The sequence below is a fragment of the Gemmobacter caeni genome, assembly GCF_003054195.1.
Classification (GTDB): Bacteria; Pseudomonadota; Alphaproteobacteria; order Rhodobacterales; family Rhodobacteraceae; genus Gemmobacter; species Gemmobacter caeni.
Genome location: NZ_QBKP01000008.1, coordinates 207,794 through 225,518, shown reverse-complemented (window position 1 = coordinate 225,518; position 17,725 = coordinate 207,794). Strand labels below are relative to the sequence as shown.

Below are 17,725 nucleotides of genomic sequence, written 5' to 3'. Positions count from 1 at the left end.
TTTTCTCACCTGCCGCTTCAGTCATGCGCCACGCGCGGTCGCCCCGAGGCGATGACACTGAGCGTGGCCTCAAGGAACATGCGGTTACCCTCCACCTCGGCCTCGCGGATGTCGCGGTGGGTGGCGATATGCACTTCCTCGGCACCGGCACGGGCGGCGCGGCTGCGCGCCTCGTCGGCAAGTGCGGTCTCCAGCGCGGCCAAGGCGGAATCAGCACTGGAAAACAGCACGTTGCCGGCGGGCAGATGGGCAATGAAGCGCCCTTCTCCGGGGCTGGTGACAAGGCCGGTGGCGCGCTGGCTGACCTGGCCGACCACGGCGCCAATGGCATTGGCAACCCCGGCATGTTCCGGGAGGATCATCCGGCTGCCAAGCCGATCCCCGACCGCGCCGTAATAAAAGGGCGCCGAGGCGCCGAGGCCGATCACCGGCACCGCCAGCCGCAGCCCGATGTCAACCACGCCGCGATGCCGCGCCAGCCCCTGCCGGGTCAGCAGGTGGCGCGCCAGAACCTCAGGCGCCTCACCTGCGAAAGCCGGATCTTCGGCGAAGGCGGCCTCCAGCAGGCAATCGACGGTTTGCGCGGTCAACTGGTCGACGATCATCCGCGCCAGAACCGCCGGATCGGTGGCAAAACGCTCGCCCCGCCCTGTCCGCCGCCGCCCCAGCAGGCGCAGCGCCTTTTCAGAGGCCAAAGCATCCCAATCGGCCAGACCCCCCAGAACATGACTGGCATCCGAAGGGGTAACGCCGGAAATCATCACCAGCCCGCGCGCGACCAGCCGGTCCATCGCCGCTACCTCCAGTCGCGAGGTGATCGGGCGGGCCATCGGCATCGGCGCGTCGATCCGGGCCAGCAGCGCGGCCTCCCGCGCGGTCAGCCCGCCGGTCTGGCCCTGCATCGGGATGACAAAACGCCCGTCGAAATCGCCCGAGACCTCGGCCGACAACGCACGGTCCAGTGCCGCATGCACCATCTCCGCATGATCGACCGCCAGAAGCGAGACCGGCACCAGCCGCCGGGGGCCAAGCCGCAACCCACCCTCAAGCCCTGCTTGCAGCAGATGCACCTCTGAATCGCCCCCAAGGCCGGTGGTGCGCATCGCCACGGCCTCGACCATGGTGCGGAAGCCACCGACGCGCGCACCTTCCGGGTCGATCTCGGGCAACCCGTCTTTCAGCAGCGCCACGTCGGTGGTGGTGCCGCCGATATCGGAGACCAGCGCATCAGGCTCGCCCGTCAGCCAGCGCGCACCGACGATGCTGGCGGCGGGGCCGGAGAGGATGGTTTCAATGGGACGTTCCCGCACCATGGCGGCGGAAATCAGCGCGCCGTCGCCACGCACCACCATCAGCGGCGCGTCGATGCCGACAGCGGCCAGATGCCGCTCGCAGGCCGCGACCAGCCGGTCGATCATCCCAATCAGCCGCGCATTCAGAACGGCGGTCAGCGCGCGTTTCGGGCCGTTCAGCCCGGCCGAAAGCTCGTGCGAGCAGGTCACCGGCCGCCCGGTCGCGGCACGGATCGCGGCGCGGGCCGCGACCTCATGTGCCGGGTTGCGGGTGGCAAAACGGGCGGCCACGGCAAAACCCATGACATCGGGCGCCAGCCGCGCGGCCTCAGCCTCCAGCGTGGCAAGATCCAGCGGTGCGGACTCGGCACCGGAATGTTCGTGACCGCCCGCCAGACGGATCACCGGATCACCGCCCAAAGCCTCGGTCAGGCCGCCGCGTTCCAGATCGGCGGCATCGAAGCCGATGAATACCAGCGCGACGCGGCCGCCCTGCCCCTCGACCAGCGCATTGGTGGCGAGCGTCGTGGACAGTGACACCATGGCCACGTCGGCAGGCGCGACCTGCGCCGCCGCCAGTGCCGCATCGACAGCGCGGCCAATCCCGAGGCTGAGATCAGCGCGCGTGGTCAGCGATTTCGCCTTGCCCACCACCTGCGTCGCTGCCTCGTCCATGATCGCCGCATCGGTGTAGGTGCCGCCCGTATCCACGCCCAGAAGGTATTTCATGTCTCGCCGTTCCTGTTCCGCCCCTTTCCGATAGCTGCCGCGCGGGGCAAGGTCATCCCCGCCTGCGACCCAAGATGTCGCAGCCGCGCCTCTCGCCATGGCCCTTGGAGGCAGATAGGCTGCGGCAGGCGCGACGGGGGCAGGATGCAGGGTTTTCCGCAAACAAGGGATCTGGTGCTGGTGGGTGGCGGCCATGCGCATGCGCTCGTGCTGCGGATGTGGGGGATGCGGCCGCTACCCGGCGCGCGGCTGACCGTGATCAACCCCGGCCCGGTGGCGCCCTATACCGGCATGCTGCCCGGCCTGATCGCCGGGCATTACCGGCGCGACGAGATCATGATCGACCTCGTGCCGCTGGCGCGCTTTGCGGGCGCGCGGGTGATCCTGGATCGCGCGGTGGGGATCGACCGCGCCAGCCGCCATGTGCTGCTGGAGGGGCGCGGGCCGGTCGCCTATGACATCGCCTCGATTGACATTGGCATCGGCTCGGGCCTGCCCGGGTTGCCGGGCTATGCCGCGCATGGCATTTCTGCCAAGCCTTTGGGTGCCTATGCCGAGGCGTGGGAGGCTTTCGTCACACGCGCCCTGCCCGCCTCGCATGTGGTCATCGTGGGGGCCGGGGTCGGCGGGGTCGAACTGGCGCTGGCCTCGGCGCATCGGCTGCGCGGTGCTGGCGTAACCCCACAGGTCACGCTGCTGGAGCGCGAGGCAACCGCCCTTCCCCATATCGGCACCGGTGCGCGTGCCGCCCTGCTGGCAGAACTGACGCGCGAGGGTGTAACGCTGCTGACAGGCGCCACGCCCGCGAAGATACGGGCTGAAAGTGTGACCCTGACCGACGGGCGCGAGCTGCCCTCGGATTTCACGCTTTCCGTCGCCGGGTCACGGCCGCAGGGCTGGCTTGCCGATACCGGGCTGGACCTGCACGACGGCTTCATCACCGTCGGCCCGACACTGCAAAGCTCGGACCCCGCGATCTTCGCCGCAGGGGATTGCGCGCATCTGTCCCATGCACCGCGCCCCAAGGCCGGGGTCTTTGCAGTGCGCGAAGCGCCGGTGCTGCTGCATAACCTGCGCGTGGCGCTGGCGGAAACCGGCACGATGCGCCGCTATCAGCCGCAACGCGATTACCTCAAGCTGGTCTCGACCGGGCGGCGGAATGCAGTGGCCGACAAGTTTGGGCTGCGGCTGACACATCCACTGCTCTGGCGCTGGAAGGATCGGATCGACCGCACCTTCATGGCGAAGTTCACCAGCTATCCCGCGATGCCGGTGCCGCCACTGCCGCAACCGGCCGCCGCGGGCCTGGCCGAGGCGCTGGGGCCCAAACCGCTCTGTGGCGGCTGCGGGGCGAAAGTGGGCGCGGAGCCACTCGCGGCGGCGCTGGCCCGCCTGCCCGACACGACGGACCCGGATATCCTCACCGGCCCCGGCGACGATGCGGCGGTGATCCGGCGGGGCACGGGGTTCGAGGTGCTGACCACCGATCACCTGCGCGCCTTCAGCCTTGACCCCGGCATCATGGCCCGCATCACCGCGCTGCATGCGATGGGCGATGTCTGGGCCATGGGTGCCACCCCGCGCGCCGCACTGGCGCAGATCACCCTGCCCCGCCTGTCAGACCGGCTTCAGGCCGAAATGCTGGCCGAGATCATGGCCATGGCTGGTGCCGCCTTTGCCGAGGCGGGGGCGGCTATCATCGGCGGGCATACCAGCATCGGTGCCGAGCTGACCCTGGGCTTCACCGTCACCGGTGAGGCCGCGCAGATCCGCCGCAAGGGCGGCGCGCAACCGGGCGATGCGATCCTGCTGACCAAACCGCTGGGCACCGGCACCATTCTGGCGGCCGAGATGGCGGGCACCCGTCTGCCCGGTGGCCTGCTGGGGGATTCCTATGCGGCGGCGCTGGCCTCGATGACCACGGCACCGCTGGCGGCGGCGAGGCTGCTCGCAGCCGAAGCCTGCGCCCTGACCGATGTGACCGGCTTCGGGCTCGCCGGGCATCTGCTGGAGATTTGCGAGGCCTCGGGCACCGCCGCTGATCTGCACCTGGCGGCATTGCCGCTGCTGCCCGGCGCCGCAGCCCTGGCATCGGCAGGTGTCGCCTCGTCGCTGGCGCCTGCAAACCGGGCTTTGCTGGTCGGGCGGCTGGACGCCCCTGCGGATCGCCCCGAAACCGCATTGCTGTTCGACCCGCAAACCTCCGGCGGCTTTCTTGCCTGCCTCCCGGCCGGGCGGGCCGAAAGCGTGCTTGCGGCTCTTCATGCAGAAGGCAGCCCGGCCAGCCTGATCGGCCATATCACCGATGGCCCGCCGCGCATTACCGCGCGCTAAACACACTGCCCCGCTGATCCGGGGGAAGTGGTAGGCCCGGAGGGACTCGAAACATATTGATTTTTAACGATAATTTCATGTATATACCAGCAAAAATACCAACAAAGTTTCGGACGAATGTGGACTAATGGAGGCTCATCCTAGAAATTGCAGCATTTCCCAACGTGACCACAGATTCTCGACTGGTCTGCCGATTTTCCTCGCATATCGAATGCAGTTGAAGGTTCCGCCCCACGATCCATCCCAAAGGGCAAGCATCAGATGGGCTCTGTCGGCCATCCATTCGTTGCGAATCTGCAGAGCAACGCTTCCTGGGTACGGGTGAACAATGTGCACCTCATCCGCCAGATCAAGCAACTTCCACATTTTCTTCTGCGACGACAACGGCCATCGCACTTCGAAGCCGTCGAAAGGAACTGCCGCTGTCAAAGGAATCCCGAGATCAAGCGTGGCTTGAGCTAAAGCCTGATCCCACCCGAGAGCCATGCCGCTTATCACCTGCTTCGGCCGTGTGTCGTTAAGCCATGTGCGGGCGAGTTCGACCAGTCCGCAGAATACCTTATCCGAATAACCTCCCATCTTGTCTGGGCGGTGCCCTGTCCCAGCCACGATCATTTCGTAACCAAGGCATGCAGAGCGCATGGCAAAACTGTGTTGAAGAAGGTTCCGTTGATTCTGTTGTATTCCATCCGCTCCCGCTCGGCTTCGACGTAATCAGTGCGATCAAGATGGTAGCAGGCAGCCAAGGGTAAGACCCAGGCGAGGCAAGGATTCTTCCCTTTGGCCCGACAGGTGCAGTTTCCGTCCGTGAGTTCGTCGCACGTTGCGAAGGCGTCAGAACGCCGAGGTTTCCAGGGTTTCTTCTGATCGGACTTGCTGCTCATGGCGTCACCAGCCACAGGTGCAACGCCGGCACGTTACGCTGGTGAGACCGGCTGCGCAGACCTCGATAAACACGATCCAGTCCCTCCCGATCTGGATGACCCCACACCCATGCCCCGGTGTGCGGCTCGAAGTTGAGGGCAAACCAGTTGTCCATTTCGCTGTTTGCGGTGCTGCGATCAAGGTCGATTGACCGGGCCAAGGCATCGTATTCGGCATCAGACATGATCGGATCAGCGTGCCTCTCGTAAGCCCACGCTGCGACCGCAACGCGAATACGGCGACGGGTTTCTTCGCACACCCTGATCATGCGACACACATCCAGATGCGCAGGGCATCACCGCCTGCCACAGTCGGCGTTTCACCAAGAGGCACTGCGTCGATGATCTGTCCGTTCAAATTGGCAAGGTGCATGTCGAGGCGCCGCCCGATCCATGTCACACAAGGCACCGCCCAGCTGTTGCCGAGTTGCTTGTAGCGTGGCCCGTCTGCTGCCATCCCTTTGCCCACAGGAACAAGGGTGTGCCCATCGGGGAAACCCATCAGCCGTTCGCACTCGACCGGCATCAGGCGGCGCACGGCCATTTCTCCGATCTGAACTAAATCTCCCCCTTGATTGCCGCTCACCGGGCCGGCCGCCATTAACGGTTGAGAGATATCTGTTATGCGTGCTTTGAAATCTTTGCCGCTGTTCATCGGCATAATTGACCATGGAACAATAGGATGCCCTCGTCCCGTGCCGTCTTCGCTGCCGTCAAATCCTTCTACTTTCAGCGCATGCGTAATGTCGCCGGTCACGCAAACAGCGTTCTCCTGTCCCGAATTGCGGCCGAGCGCGTGAGCCAGATCGACGCCGACAATCGGGTCTTGGGTTCCGTGGATGCAGACAGGAACAGGCTGCAAAACAGCCGGGAAACGGTTCTTCTCGGGCATCGTCTGCCCCTTGTGGAGAACGGCATCAAGGGTCTGGCTGACCGGCGATCCGTCCCACCATTGCGGAACTAACCCAACATCTCCTGCAGGCTGGACATAGCCGAGGCCGGCTTCACACTTTCCCGAGATACCGCCGACATAAGTGCCCGCAGCAAGGGTTCCGGCAACGTCTCGCCCCGGCTCTCGGCTCGGCGCAGAATCCCGGCGCAGGCTGTCGAACTCAAGTAATACGCTTTGGGGATCAAACCCCTCACGAGCACTTGCGACAACGAACAGACGCTCGCGTCGTTGGGCCAGACCGAAATATTGGGCATCGCTGGACCGCCAGCCGACTGTCCGTCGGGGTCCAGCAACAACACCTGCACGGGACCACTTCGCCACATGCTCACGGGTTTCTTTTTTCCATGTCCAGTGGGCAGAGGACCGTCCCGGTTCAGGTCGTGGACCCGGTTCGATGGGATCTTCCACACCCACGAGCGCGGCGAGAAAATGTCCGAATGCGTTTCCGCTGTCAGATCGGACGCCCGGTACGTTCTCCCAGAAAATTGCGCATGGGTGCTGTCCGTCAACAGCGCGTCGATCGTCGATTGCATTGGCGAGTTCCACGAATGAAAGGGTGAGCTGGCCCCGGGGATCGTTCAGGCCACCGCGCAGGCCGGCAAGAGAGAAGCCCTGGCAAGGGGTTCCTCCGCAGAGGATGTCCGGGGCTTCGGCTGCACCGGATCGCACCATATCAGGCAACCGGGTCATGTCTCCCCAGTTCACCAGGCGATCACCCCACCGAATGCGCTTCAGAGATTTTTCCGTGCCTTCGAGAGGGAACCGAGGGGCGGTAGCACCAAAGCGATGGGCCAGAACTGCAGATGCTGCGACATCAACCTCAGCAAGCCATGCCGCATCCCATCCGAGTTCATGCCATGCGATAGACGCGGCCTCGATCCCGGAGCAAACTGATCCAAAACGCATTTAGGGCTCCTGCTGGATGCCCCGAAAATACCCTCAAAACGTGAAAGAGTCCACGCAAAAAGTGATTTTAGAACCCTGTCGTATTTGCGGCCGGCCAGCTATCCGCCGCCTTCGAGCGCTGCCCCTTGGCCGGATCCTGATACGAGACGACGCAACTGTCAGCGCGCTGCGAGAACAAGACGACGTTGCCGTCAGATTCCCACGCCGAAACATTCTCGGTCTTATAGGCGGGTTCCCCGTAGGTTTCGGTGACCCCATAAAAGGCAGCCGGGCAGAAGCGGTTCTCAGTGGGAACAAGTTTCACCTCGACCAGTTTGCCGCCATCGAACACCGGAGAAACAGCGAACTGCATATCCAGATCGACACCAACACCTTTACCTGTGATCGTCACTTCCGACGGCGCCGCGCTCCTGAACTCTTCTTCGTTCATCCCCCATTCGGTATTGCGCCAACCGGCCGAAGCCGGCGAAGCCGCAAGAACAAGGCAAAGCGCAAGGAGTCGCATGTCACAACCTTTCAGCGAATGACTTGATCTCACGGAACGGCATTTGGGTCGCGTCGTCAACTCGGACGATCACCGCACCATCCTTCCGTTTACCCTCGGCCAGGGTATCGTGGTTGATCTCGAAGAACCGAAAGCAGAATCCTTCCTCCTGCACCACGCCGATGACGATATTGTTGTCAACGGCTGAAACCGGAACCGAGAAGGTCACCGCTGCCCCTTCCTTCTGCCCGAGCGCGACGTGCAGACGATACTGCGCGCCGCGGATGATCGCGTACAAGTCGGTGCTCTCTTCGCGAGCCCGGTCATCTGCATTATCAGGGAAGGCGGGATGGCACCCGGACATCTGAATGATACCGGCGAGCAGGTTCACCGCACCGCTCATCTCTGCCTTCCTGATTTTGGCATCCTTTTCGCTGATCTCCGACGTGGTGCCGAGGGCCAGCCACGCCTGATCCACCGCGAGAATTGCAGCGAGCTTCATCATGGCGTCAGGTCTCGGATATGTCACCCCGATCGACCATTTGCGGACGCTTTCGATGGTCACGTCAGTGTCGAAGCGATCCTTGAACTGCTTGACAATCCAGCTCAGGCGTCCGTAGTTCTGCGGCGGAACAAGAGGGTTGCCGTCACAGGCCAATTCGAACCGTGCGCCGAACTCAGGATGCCTGCGTTTCTCTTTACTCATCGTCACGGTTCCTTGCGCCGATAGTCAATTACTAATTGACAATAAGAAACCGCCCCCTTGGAATCAAGAGGTGATTCATAGAGATATTAAATTCACCTTAATGTTGCATTTGGTTCCGGCGCAAGCGAACTGCTTCTATGATCCTGTCCTGGTTCACATTTTTCTCGTGCAACGCTTCAAGTTGCACCTCGTCGTAGGTTCCTCTAGCGAGAATCTGATAGATCGCCACCTGATTTTTCTGGCCCGGCCGAGGCAGACGCATGTTTGCCTGAAGGTACAGCTCCAGCGACCACGGCAGGCCGAACCAGCACGCCAGATGCCCGCCGAACTGCAAATTTGTGCCGTGCCCGATCGAGGCCGGGTGCGCCAGGAGCTTCTTGATTTTCCCGCTGTTCCAGCGGCTGATGAAATCGTCGCACTCATTTGCGACCACGGCATCCGGGTGCCGCTTCCTGATCGCAGCGAGATCGAATTTATAGGAGTAGAAGACCAGCATCGGGTCGCCGGCCGCCCTCTCGAACAGCTCGTCCAAGGCGTCGTGCTTCTCGCTGTGGACGTGGGCGATTGACCCGTCAGCGCGAAACATGGAACCGTTGCTGAACTGTAGCAGCTTGTTGACCAGAACACCCTTGGTGACGGCTTCAACGTCATAGGGCTCCGCGAACAGTGTCTTCTCGAAGCGCCGATACTCGTCCATCACCTTTGACGACAGATCGACGCGAACGGGAACGTAAACCGGGTCATCGACAAGCTTGCGCGGCGGTATCGAGATCACCACGTCTTTCACCAGCGACAGGATTTCCTGCTCTGCCCCCGCCTTCGGCTGGCGTTCATAGGTGTAGCGATCCTCGATGAACCAGCGCTTCCTGAACTCTGTGCGGCTGCGACCGAGGCGGTGCCCCTGATCCAGCAAATACACCTGACCCCAGATGTCTTCGATCCCGTTCGGTGTCGGTGTGCCGGTCAATTCGACAACCCGTTTCACCATCTTGCGGGCAATCGAAAGAACACCGAACCTGGTCATGTTGCCGCCCTGCCGGATCTTCGTGCCGCGAACGTCCCCGATCTTGCGCATTTCGATGTGATCGAAGCCAAGAAGCGCCCACATGCGCGACATGTCTCTCTTCCAAGCTGGGATGTCAGCCTTGGGTAGCGGATCACTCACATAGAGCAGATGATCGGTGTCCTCGAAATAGATGCCCCAAGTCTCACCGATTTTTGCCTTCACCCGGGCGCGCGTGGTTTTCTTCGCACCTTCCTTGAACATCGAGGACTCGTCGATGACCAACAGATCCCAAACCCAGTTCTTGACCGATCCGATATGCTTCGCCAGCCATGGAAGCACGTCTCTGTTGATGATCAGGACATCGGCATCCTGATTCAGGGCAGCGATCCGCTCAGCTTCGGTGCCGACACAAATCGCATAGGAGATGTTGCGGGTATGCGCCCAGGCGGCAAACTCATCCGGCCATGTGTTCAGCGCAACGAACTTCGGGGCGATCAGCAGTGCCTTCCGAATTTCGAAAGTGATGAGCATATCCAAAATGGCTGTCGCCGTCGCGCCTGTCTTGCCGGAGCCCATACCGCTCACGAGCATCAGGGCCATCCGAGCCATGATCTCGGAATACATCGTATTCTGATCTTCCCGAAGGTCGTGGCGGGTTCTCATCCCAGCAACCCTTCAAGTTCCCTGGCAAACGAGGGAGGCATCCCAAGGCGACCGCGAGCCATTTCGACGTACTTCGGATTCAACTCGCAGCCGATCCATGAGCGATTGTTCATTTGCGCGACGAGCCCGGTGGTTCCGGCACCGAAAAATGGGTCAAGCACCGTGCCGCCGACAGGTGCGCCGGCGTCACAGACGCAGGTCGGACGCCAGCCTACAGTTTCCGATGTGACCAAAGGACCCAGTTTCAGGTTCTTGCCGTATTGCTGGCCCGCCCATTTTCCCGATGCGTTCACATCTTCTGCGGTGCGGCCAGCGCGGCCGCTACCTCCCCAGAATGACGTTGTTTTCTCGACCACCCGTTCCTGCGGCGCGCCACATGCCGAGCAGCAGCGTTCCGGCGCACCGGCCATAACACAAGGTTCGATCAGGTCAGGAGGAAAGGTTGCAAAATGTGCGCCCTTGAAAGGCTTTGTCGTCACAGTCCAGACCGAACGCCTGCTGCGAAGACTGCCTCCCTCCCACGGAACCGATCCCTTCTGATCCCCTCTACCCAGGCTGCTTTGAGACGGGCGGGATTTTCGAGCCAAATTTCCGCTGGCCTGACCGACTGCATCTTCCTTTATCGCTTCGTGATCAAAGAAGTAGCGAGGCGATTTCGAAAACAGGAAAATATACTCGTGCGCCTTGGTGCAGCGATCCTTCACGCTTTCAGGCATCGGGTTTGGCTTCGACCAGATGATGTCTTGCCTCAGATACCAGCCATCTGCTTGCAGCGCGAAGGCCACACGCCACGGTATGCCAAGCAACTGCTTCGACTGTCCCGGCTTCTTGTGCCCGGTCTCCCCGACATCAGGGTTCCTGCGGCCGCCGTTTTTCCATTCCGCCAGATTTCCGCCCGTACGCTTCCCGGCTGCCGCACCGCTATAGCTATCCCCGAGGTTCAGCCACAAAGTTCCATCATCCCGCAGAACGCGACGCACCTCACGGAACACCTCGACCAAGCGAGAGACAAATTGTTCGGGAGTCTCTTCGAGCCCAATCTGATCTTCATGCCCATAGTCACGAAGTCCGAAGTATGGCGGGCTGGTGATGCAAGTATGAACACAGCCGTCGGGAAGAGTTTTCATGCCCGCGATGCAGTCGCCGGCAAGCAATGTCTGCATCATGTCACTCAGCCACCGACAGCTTGACGCCAGCCTCGCGGAACATGGTGCGGGCGACATCAAATTCGTGTTCCGGCATCGAGGTCGTTCCCGGCCCGTAGACCACCGCGCCGATCCCAGCCTGCACCAGTGCCTTCGCGCAGTTGGCACAGGGGCAATGCGTCACATAGACCGTGCAGCCTTCGGTTCGGATGCCAAGACGAGCGGCAAAGGCGACAAGGTTCGCTTCTGCATGCGACACCCACAAATACTTCTCCGGGCGCACGTCGCGCCGGGACGGCATGTCGCGAACACCCATCGGGGGACCATTGTAGGCAGTCAGGAGAACCTGCCGCTGGGGACCGACCAGTACAGCACCAACTTGCGTCTGATCCTTGCTTTTCTTCGCCGCATGCAGCGCGAAACCCATGAGATAGTCGGACCATTCGGGATTCATTTCATCATCCTCCTGAGAATTTCGATGCCGGTCTCAGCTTTCGAGACGACCCACGGACGCAGACCGGCGTCTTCAAGCCGGCGATGTTCTTCGATCTGCAGGCGATCGAGACCCTTCTTCGGCTTCTTGAACTCGATCATCACGATCACCCCGAAACCAAAGAAGAAGCTGTCAGGGCACCCACGGCGCCCGCGGTAGGACATGAAACGGTGAACCCAGCCATTGTTCTCGGCCCAGGCAATCACGGTGTCCTCTACCGTCGCCTCAAGGGTCGATGTCAGTTTGAAGTCCGAGGTCACCATCGAATCCTTCTTTCGACGTGTCAGGGTTTAGTTGATAATGTATCCCGGTATTGTTGTAAATCACGTTGCAGTTGACATGCTCAACAAGCGGAATGCCCCGCTGGAAGCGAAACTCAGGCCACGGCCACGGCGTTGAACCGCTGCCGTACTGAAAGACACCTTCTCCGGCCGGAACTCTGCCTCCACACCGAAAGCAGATGCCGGGGTACTTGTTCACGCCGAGAGTAGCCATAGACTCAAAACCCTCTGCTTATTCACCTTGGTCAGGCGGATGCGCTTCTCTTTGGGCTCCGGGGCGCCATAGAAGCCGATGTCTTTCAGGATTTGCTCAGCCTCCGAGATGTACCGCTCGTAATCGACATCATCTGGGAAATCGTCCGGCAGCCGCATCGCCGGCTTTGCGCCGTCTGTTTTCGGAACCTTCTTGAAGTTACCGAGGCTGTTGGGTTCCGCCTCGATCACCTCATCACCATCGGTTGACCAGTAATACCTGATCGTTTTTCCAAGGTAATTGTCGCGCCACGTCGCGCCCTTGCTGACCTTGATGACGGTGACAAACTGCCGAATATCCTGGCAACCAATGATCGTGTCGCGCAGCGGAGTCCCATGCTTGATCCGGGCCAAGGCCGCATCGCTGCAAATCGTAGCCTGCGGGTTCTTCATCATCTGCCCGCGCAGATCGTAGTCGTTCTTGTCCTCTGACCACGGGTTTGCAAACGGTCCTTTGCGCTTGTGCCCACCATTCGCCTTGATGGCGAAGTAGCTGTTCACCGAAGCGTTATAGATCGCGCGATACTCGACAAACTCAAGATCAAAGCCTGTCGCCTTTTCCCAGCGCCCGGTGATGTCTGCCAGCAGCCCGCCGTTCAGCCTGTCTTTCGTGATCCCTTCGAAGTGCTCACGAAGCAGTTTGAACACCATACCATCCGTGTTGCCGCTGACAACCGGGATGCCCTGCAATTCGGCTGCCTCGATCAGCATGAGCAGGGCAAGCTGCCCGGTCAGGGTGACCGAAATCATCAGATGCGGAGCATAGACGAACGAAAAGCGCGATCCGAGGCTGCCGAAGGTGCCATTCAGGGCGATCTTCAACCCCTTATCCTTCGTCTTGTTTCCGGCCTTCTTGGCCTTCACCCGGTCATCACGGATGCCGCGATAGATTTCAAGGAAACGGGGTCCGATCGCCTCAGGGTAAAGACCGAGGGAAAGGATGATCGCCGGGTAATAGGAGGCCACATCGGCGTCCACGAGAACGAAGTCCTCGTCGCTGACAACAGCCCGATTGGCCTCGGTGCTGTGCAGGCCGCCGATACCCATTGCATAGGTCGTGTCACCTATCGTTAAAGGGGTATCCGCCAGCCACGGCGGCAGATCTACCTTGCCGTCATCCCGAACAACGAACCTGTGCTCCTGAATGCGCTCAAGGATCGCCTGCAACTGCGGCGTCTGAAACTTGATGAAGGCGGGAGCTTTGTATTTGAAACTGTGGCCGGGTTTCACCGATGCCTTTTCGATCTTGCGACCAAGAAGTTCTTCTGCCCGATGCTTGATGATCGCCAGGCCCATTTGCGTATCGGACTTGGACCGCAGATCGACGAGAATTTCTTCACTCAGCACCTCGCGCAGTTCCATGGGCTCGCGCATCGCGTTCCACAGGTTCTCGGAGGCATCCAGATCGTTCTGAAGGCAGTAATGCGATACGAGGTCCATTTCCTCGTGCGTCAGGATCCTGTCCGGGGCGAACGGCAAATCCTGCATCTGCTTGCCGTGCAGCCGGCCATTCAAAATCTTGAGGCTGGCAAAAGGGTTCGGCTGGGGCTCGATCAAGTCGATGTGGTTGATGCCCCATGGAATCCTGAAACCGATAACATTCTCGACTTCCCAATACTTCACCATGCCAAGGATGATCCGGTCGGACACTTCCTTGATCTGCGCATTGGTCGGATATTCGCCATTGTCGAGAGGCGTGCAGGCATAGAGCAGGACCGGAAGGTCATAGCTCATCCCGTTGAACGTAGCTGTGGCCCGGTTGATGATGAAACGCCGCATCCAGGCGCGGTCAAAATCAGACCTGTCGCTGAGTTCGAAACCCCTGCGAGCTTCTTCACCGATCCGCTTGATACCGACGAAGAAGTAATTCGAGTAGGTTTCAATGTCGACGAGATAGCGATGCAAGGTGATTATCCATTAAAAAGTGACACCGGGCGCAGACCTTTCCCGCCCGGTGCCGATGCCGTCAGAGTTCGTCGTCGAAACCGGAACTGTCGGACCCGCCGCCCATGCCGACGAAATCATCATCATCGTCATCGAAGTCGTCGTCGTCGACATGCACGCCGCCGCCTTCGGGGAAACGATCACCGACTTCCCACGACCGGATCACCTCGACAGAGTTGAACAGACCGTCACTTCCGCCCTTGTCGGTGCCATACATGGAGACCACAACGTCAGCGTAAACGCCGCCGTAGAAGACCGAATTGATCTCGTCGTAGCCGATGATCCGCTTGTCTTTGCCTTTCAGCACAGGACGCTCGTCTCCAGCCTTCGGCCCGGCGCCAGCGATCCACAGCGTACCCTTGTAGTGATCACGAACCTGACCATCGGCCGTTTTCATCTTCTCGCCCTTGCGGAGACAGCAGCGCTTCGGCTCGTCATCCATCAGGATTTTGTAGAGATCAGGCTTCTTCTTGTACGCCTCGCCAGCAGCACGAAGCGCAGCGATGACCTTGGCCTTGTTTTCCTCGTGGTACTTCTTTCCCACGGGATCATTCGGATCCATGATGATGTTGACCGTATGCTTCGGTCTCCCGCTGCCATCCTTGGTCGTGGATTTCTTGTCCTTGAGCGAGCCGGGGAACGACAGCCGCACCCGTTTCAACTGAACGGTACGACCGTCGCTGCGTTCTTCGATGGTAGCCATTTTCGTGTTTCCTTTTTCAGGTTTCAGGTTTCAGGTTGCTTGATTTCGAGGTTTCAGCCGAGACGAGCCCTGACCAGGCAGTCCTTGGCTTCGAGCAGCTTCCGCAGACCGGCGCTTTTCTCGGGACCATCGGGAAGGTTGTCGTTCATCAGAACGGCAAGCTCCCCTATCGGCTTGCTCACTTCCTGCAGCTGCGGAGGAAGATGCGCATACTCGAAATAGCGCATGATCGGGTTGGACGCCGCGATCATTCCGACGCCCCGCCGCTTTTCGATTGCGTGCCCATGTCCTGCACATGCTGTTGAAGCACCTGAAGGGTCGTCAGCGCGCTCTGGTTCCACCACTGCTCGACAGCCCGGCCGTCGGCCGCCATGTAGCGGATCAGATACTGCGGTTTGCCGTCGGCGTATTCGGCGCGACCGACAACCACGCCGCACTCACCCGACGCCTCAATGATGACTTCGTGGTTGAGTTTGAATTTGAAAGCCATTGTCTTCTCCTTTCAGAAGGTATCGTCAAACTGATGCGTGTCAGGAACATAGGCTTCCCTCGCATCGGTATCGGGAACCAGGACCGGCTTGCCCGGCGCCTGCGTCACGATCTCGTTCAGGCGCTCCCAAGCGCCCGGGTGCCCGGCGCGATTGCGCGCAGGCTTCAGTTTGTTCTGCGCATCGGTGATCCCGATAGGCGCCATCGGCTTCAGTGCCTCGTCTCCGAGCACTGGCACCATGATCTGAATGGCCTTGCTGTCGTCCGTGTAGACACGCGATCCCTTGCGTCCGATCACCAGCTTGGAACCGGGATCAGGTTCACCGGACATTGCAGCCTCGACACTGGCGGCATGCAGTGAGCCCAGCCATTTGATGAACGTCTTCGCGTTGCGAACGATCTCGAACCGCTTGGCCGGATCAAGTTCGCGCGGATCAGGCATCTCTTCCCCGAAAGGGCGCCGGAAATCGACGACACCGAGCATAATGTCCATCATCCACTGATTGAACGCCGGGCATCCCATGTAGCCGGTTGCGGAGCGCGCCTGCCGGGCCGGGCAGTAGGTGCAAGCCTTGATCGACGGCGCGAATTTCGTCCTGCCCGTCGCAATGTCGTTGTAGACGTTCCTGATCCGGTCACCGAAAGCGATTAGATCGGGCTGATTGATGGTCCAGAACTTCATGCCCACCGACGGAATGTCGCTGTCGTTCGCCTCGATCACGGCCTGCATTTCTTCAGGCATATCGGAACCACCGCCGAACGCCCGCGGCTGGTCGATATTGATTATGCCCACGTCAAAATCAGGCCGCCCGAGATCATCCCAGAGACCGAGCATGTAAAGTTTCTGCTGCTCGTTATCCTCGGCGCTGACCGGGTTCATGCCGAACTTGAGGTCGGACAACCCAAGAACGCGACCGATTGCCGTGCCTGACCGAAACCAGCCGGCGTCCATGGTGCCGAATTGCCCCGGCAGCCAGCTGGAAAGATCAACGCGCTTCTCGATCAACAGTTCATCAGACTGTTCACGCACCCACTGGATACCCTCAAACAGGTAATCAGCCATCGCCTGAGTCACCTGAAACGTGAAACCGTCGGCAGACATCCAGGCGCCGACGAAATCGTCAGGTTCAAAGCCTTCGGCAAGACACATCTCGCGCACCAGATGCGCAATCGTCCCCTCGGCAGCCCATTCCGTCGCATCGTCCGCGGGAACCACGCGACGTGCAGTCAATTCCTCGACGAAGCGAACACTCGCGGTGCAGGTTGACCAACGCGCACAAGCCGAAGGCGAAAGACGGGCATGCGCGCTCATTTTCCACCCCTGAAAGCAGCAACTACCATCGCGATGCCGATAAAAACGGTGTAGATGCCGAGATTCAGCCCGAGCCACGTCCAGAACGAATGGGTGTAGAAGTCCAGAAACACGCTCACACTGCTCCCCTTTGCCTTTTGGAGAACTTGCGCTTCCCCTTTACGGATGTTCCGAGAACATCCATCTCTTCCCATGCCCCTCGCGGAATACGGCGCCCTTTTGCACGCAGCTTGTGCATATTGATCTGCCGACCATCGACCACGGTTACAGGCGTCCCGTCAGCTTTCACAAAGGCATAAAATACGCCTTCTTCGACCCGGAAACGGTAAAATCCGCGATCCTCCGGTGTCAGGCCCCGGACAACAAACTCCACGAAGTCCGCATATTTCACAGGATCAGAGCACGCTTTAACAAGCTCCCTATAAAGGGTTTGCGTATTGGTTCTCGTGATGCCGCGCTGCTGACAGCGTTCGAGGAAATGCTTATTAGCGCGCATCCTCTTTCGCCTTTTCGTAGTAATACCCGAGTCCCCATTGCGTTTTGATCTCGCCGGGATGCCATGCGTCTTTCAGCTTCTTCCTGATCTTGCAGACATAAACGTCGATGATCTTGCTGACCGCATAATCGTCAGGGTTCGGATAAAGCCGCGACAGAAGGTGCTCTTTGTCAAACACCCTGCCAGGTTTCTCGAACAGGATTGCGAAAAGCTGCGCTTCTTTCGGAGTCAGGCCAAAATCACGGATATGAAGCGCAACTTCGTGCGGATCGTGTGCCCGATCATTGAGTTCTATGTAGTTGAGCAAGAAATCAACAGCCTCGGCGGTTTTCATTCCCTCAACAAGGCTGCGGATCTGATGCTTCGCCAAGGTCATCTCCGGTCGTTCCGTGAAGACTATTCCTCTCCGCCTCGCTCTCGAACGAAACAGATCGAACTTCTCATTGCAGAGCCGTGCTGCGTCCGCGACCGAATAGCCTTCGCCAGCGAATTTTCTGGCCAGGTCTTCGTTTTCCCATTCGATCTTCGCAGTCACCTGACACCCTCAGCGATGCTCGCTCTGAAATCCGACCGACTTCCCCGAAAGCCGGACTTCTGTTGACCCACCCCCAGGCA

The 17,725-nt window shown here is 60.3% G+C and carries 19 protein-coding genes; 1 reads left to right on the top strand and 18 read right to left on the bottom strand.

Translation table 11 applies throughout. From position 1 onward, the window contains the following. Positions 1-17 precede the first annotated feature (17 nt). Entirely contained in the window at positions 18-2,021 is a 2,004-nt protein-coding gene (locus C8N34_RS14280; RefSeq protein WP_108129386.1) for a hydantoinase/oxoprolinase N-terminal domain-containing protein, read from the bottom strand. Between the two features lie 144 nt (positions 2,022-2,165). On the opposite strand from C8N34_RS14280, the gene selD reads away from it, so the two are divergent. Beyond that, complete coding sequence (gene selD / locus C8N34_RS14275; RefSeq protein WP_108129385.1) at positions 2,166-4,355, top strand: selenide, water dikinase SelD; 2,190 nt, start codon at positions 2,166-2,168, stop codon at positions 4,353-4,355. A gap of 135 nt (positions 4,356-4,490) precedes the next feature. Here the strand turns inward: selD and C8N34_RS14270 are convergent, their stop codons facing one another. The 17 genes from C8N34_RS14270 to C8N34_RS14200 all read right to left on the bottom strand — a co-directional run bounded on the left by C8N34_RS14270 (position 4,491) and on the right by C8N34_RS14200 (position 17,645). Beyond that, a complete protein-coding gene (locus tag C8N34_RS14270) occupies positions 4,491-4,964 on the bottom strand; it encodes an SLOG family protein (protein WP_158640798.1) in 474 nt (157 codons plus the stop codon). A gap of 271 nt (positions 4,965-5,235) precedes the next feature. Continuing rightward, positions 5,236-5,463, bottom strand: coding sequence for a hypothetical protein (locus C8N34_RS25950; RefSeq protein WP_145693848.1), 228 nt, complete (start codon positions 5,461-5,463; stop codon positions 5,236-5,238). 80 nt (positions 5,464-5,543) lie between these two features. Then, the gene (locus tag C8N34_RS26880) at positions 5,544-7,136 is read right to left on the bottom strand and encodes a DNA cytosine methyltransferase (protein ID WP_108129383.1); all 1,593 of its coding nucleotides are present in this window, start codon (positions 7,134-7,136) and stop codon (positions 5,544-5,546) included. A gap of 67 nt (positions 7,137-7,203) precedes the next feature. Continuing rightward, the gene (locus C8N34_RS14260) at positions 7,204-7,641 is read right to left on the bottom strand and encodes a hypothetical protein (RefSeq protein ID WP_108129382.1); all 438 of its coding nucleotides are present in this window, start codon (positions 7,639-7,641) and stop codon (positions 7,204-7,206) included. Position 7,642: 1 nt separating this feature from the next. Further along, a complete protein-coding gene (locus C8N34_RS14255; protein ID WP_108129381.1) occupies positions 7,643-8,326 on the bottom strand; it encodes a hypothetical protein in 684 nt (227 codons plus the stop codon). A gap of 97 nt (positions 8,327-8,423) precedes the next feature. Beyond that, entirely contained in the window at positions 8,424-9,995 is a 1,572-nt protein-coding gene (locus tag C8N34_RS14250; RefSeq protein ID WP_108129380.1) for an SNF2-related protein, read from the bottom strand. Next, positions 9,992-11,158 (bottom strand): DNA-methyltransferase, encoded by a 1,167-nt coding sequence (locus C8N34_RS14245; protein ID WP_199750760.1) that lies wholly within the window; start codon positions 11,156-11,158, stop codon positions 9,992-9,994. Before C8N34_RS14245 ends, C8N34_RS14250 begins: the two co-directional genes overlap by 4 nt. A 4-nt stretch (positions 11,159-11,162) precedes the next feature. Continuing rightward, on the bottom strand, positions 11,163-11,594 hold the full coding sequence (locus C8N34_RS14240; RefSeq protein WP_108129379.1) for a deoxycytidylate deaminase: 432 nt from the start codon (positions 11,592-11,594) through the stop codon (positions 11,163-11,165). Beyond that, positions 11,591-11,896 carry a PDDEXK family nuclease gene (locus C8N34_RS14235; RefSeq protein WP_108129378.1) on the bottom strand — a complete coding sequence of 102 codons (306 nt, stop codon included), beginning with the start codon at positions 11,894-11,896 and terminating at the stop codon, positions 11,591-11,593. The genes C8N34_RS14240 and C8N34_RS14235 overlap by 4 nt, the downstream gene beginning before the upstream one ends. 213 nt (positions 11,897-12,109) lie before the next feature. After that, positions 12,110-14,071: a hypothetical protein gene (locus tag C8N34_RS14230; RefSeq protein ID WP_108129377.1), complete on the bottom strand. Its 1,962-nt coding sequence runs from the start codon at positions 14,069-14,071 to the stop codon at positions 12,110-12,112. 61 nt (positions 14,072-14,132) lie between these two features. Further along, the gene (locus tag C8N34_RS14225; RefSeq protein ID WP_108129376.1) at positions 14,133-14,813 is read right to left on the bottom strand and encodes an ssDNA-binding protein; all 681 of its coding nucleotides are present in this window, start codon (positions 14,811-14,813) and stop codon (positions 14,133-14,135) included. Positions 14,814-14,866: 53 nt separating this feature from the next. Then, on the bottom strand, positions 14,867-15,064 hold the full coding sequence (locus C8N34_RS14220) for a hypothetical protein (protein WP_108129375.1): 198 nt from the start codon (positions 15,062-15,064) through the stop codon (positions 14,867-14,869). Continuing rightward, a complete protein-coding gene (locus C8N34_RS14215; RefSeq protein ID WP_108129374.1) occupies positions 15,061-15,303 on the bottom strand; it encodes a hypothetical protein in 243 nt (80 codons plus the stop codon). Before C8N34_RS14215 ends, C8N34_RS14220 begins: the two co-directional genes overlap by 4 nt. Before the next feature lie 12 nt (positions 15,304-15,315). Next, complete coding sequence (locus C8N34_RS14210) at positions 15,316-16,614, bottom strand: DUF2800 domain-containing protein (RefSeq protein WP_108129373.1); 1,299 nt, start codon at positions 16,612-16,614, stop codon at positions 15,316-15,318. Further along, on the bottom strand, positions 16,611-16,733 hold the full coding sequence (locus C8N34_RS27160) for a hypothetical protein (protein WP_277878418.1): 123 nt from the start codon (positions 16,731-16,733) through the stop codon (positions 16,611-16,613). The genes C8N34_RS14210 and C8N34_RS27160 overlap by 4 nt, the downstream gene beginning before the upstream one ends. Next, entirely contained in the window at positions 16,730-17,110 is a 381-nt protein-coding gene (locus C8N34_RS14205; RefSeq protein WP_108129372.1) for a hypothetical protein, read from the bottom strand. The genes C8N34_RS27160 and C8N34_RS14205 overlap by 4 nt, the downstream gene beginning before the upstream one ends. Further along, positions 17,100-17,645 (bottom strand): winged helix-turn-helix domain-containing protein, encoded by a 546-nt coding sequence (locus C8N34_RS14200; RefSeq protein WP_145693846.1) that lies wholly within the window; start codon positions 17,643-17,645, stop codon positions 17,100-17,102. Before C8N34_RS14200 ends, C8N34_RS14205 begins: the two co-directional genes overlap by 11 nt. Between the last annotated feature and the right edge of the window lie 80 nt (positions 17,646-17,725).

Excerpts from the sequence above, each read along its gene's own strand:
- C8N34_RS14215 (WP_108129374.1), bottom strand. The coding sequence starts at position 15,303 with ATGGCTTTCAAATTCAAACTCAACCACGAAGTCATCATTGAGGCGTCG.
- C8N34_RS14250 (WP_108129380.1), bottom strand. The coding sequence starts at position 9,995 with ATGAGAACCCGCCACGACCTTCGGGAAGATCAGAATACGATGTATTCC.
- C8N34_RS14255 (WP_108129381.1), bottom strand. The coding sequence starts at position 8,326 with ATGAGTAAAGAGAAACGCAGGCATCCTGAGTTCGGCGCACGGTTCGAA.
- C8N34_RS14240 (WP_108129379.1), bottom strand. The coding sequence starts at position 11,594 with ATGAATCCCGAATGGTCCGACTATCTCATGGGTTTCGCGCTGCATGCG.
- C8N34_RS14245 (WP_199750760.1), bottom strand. The coding sequence starts at position 11,158 with ATGCAGACATTGCTTGCCGGCGACTGCATCGCGGGCATGAAAACTCTT.
- C8N34_RS14280 (WP_108129386.1), bottom strand. The coding sequence starts at position 2,021 with ATGAAATACCTTCTGGGCGTGGATACGGGCGGCACCTACACCGATGCG.
- C8N34_RS14260 (WP_108129382.1), bottom strand. The coding sequence starts at position 7,641 with ATGCGACTCCTTGCGCTTTGCCTTGTTCTTGCGGCTTCGCCGGCTTCG.
- C8N34_RS14220 (WP_108129375.1), bottom strand. The coding sequence starts at position 15,064 with ATGATCGCGGCGTCCAACCCGATCATGCGCTATTTCGAGTATGCGCAT.
- C8N34_RS14225 (WP_108129376.1), bottom strand. The coding sequence starts at position 14,813 with ATGGCTACCATCGAAGAACGCAGCGACGGTCGTACCGTTCAGTTGAAA.
- C8N34_RS14235 (WP_108129378.1), bottom strand. The coding sequence starts at position 11,896 with ATGGTGACCTCGGACTTCAAACTGACATCGACCCTTGAGGCGACGGTA.
- C8N34_RS14205 (WP_108129372.1), bottom strand. The coding sequence starts at position 17,110 with ATGCGCGCTAATAAGCATTTCCTCGAACGCTGTCAGCAGCGCGGCATC.
- selD (WP_108129385.1), top strand. The coding sequence starts at position 2,166 with ATGCAGGGTTTTCCGCAAACAAGGGATCTGGTGCTGGTGGGTGGCGGC.
- C8N34_RS26880 (WP_108129383.1), bottom strand. The coding sequence starts at position 7,136 with ATGCGTTTTGGATCAGTTTGCTCCGGGATCGAGGCCGCGTCTATCGCA.
- C8N34_RS14210 (WP_108129373.1), bottom strand. The coding sequence starts at position 16,614 with ATGAGCGCGCATGCCCGTCTTTCGCCTTCGGCTTGTGCGCGTTGGTCA.
- C8N34_RS25950 (WP_145693848.1), bottom strand. The coding sequence starts at position 5,463 with ATGTCTGATGCCGAATACGATGCCTTGGCCCGGTCAATCGACCTTGAT.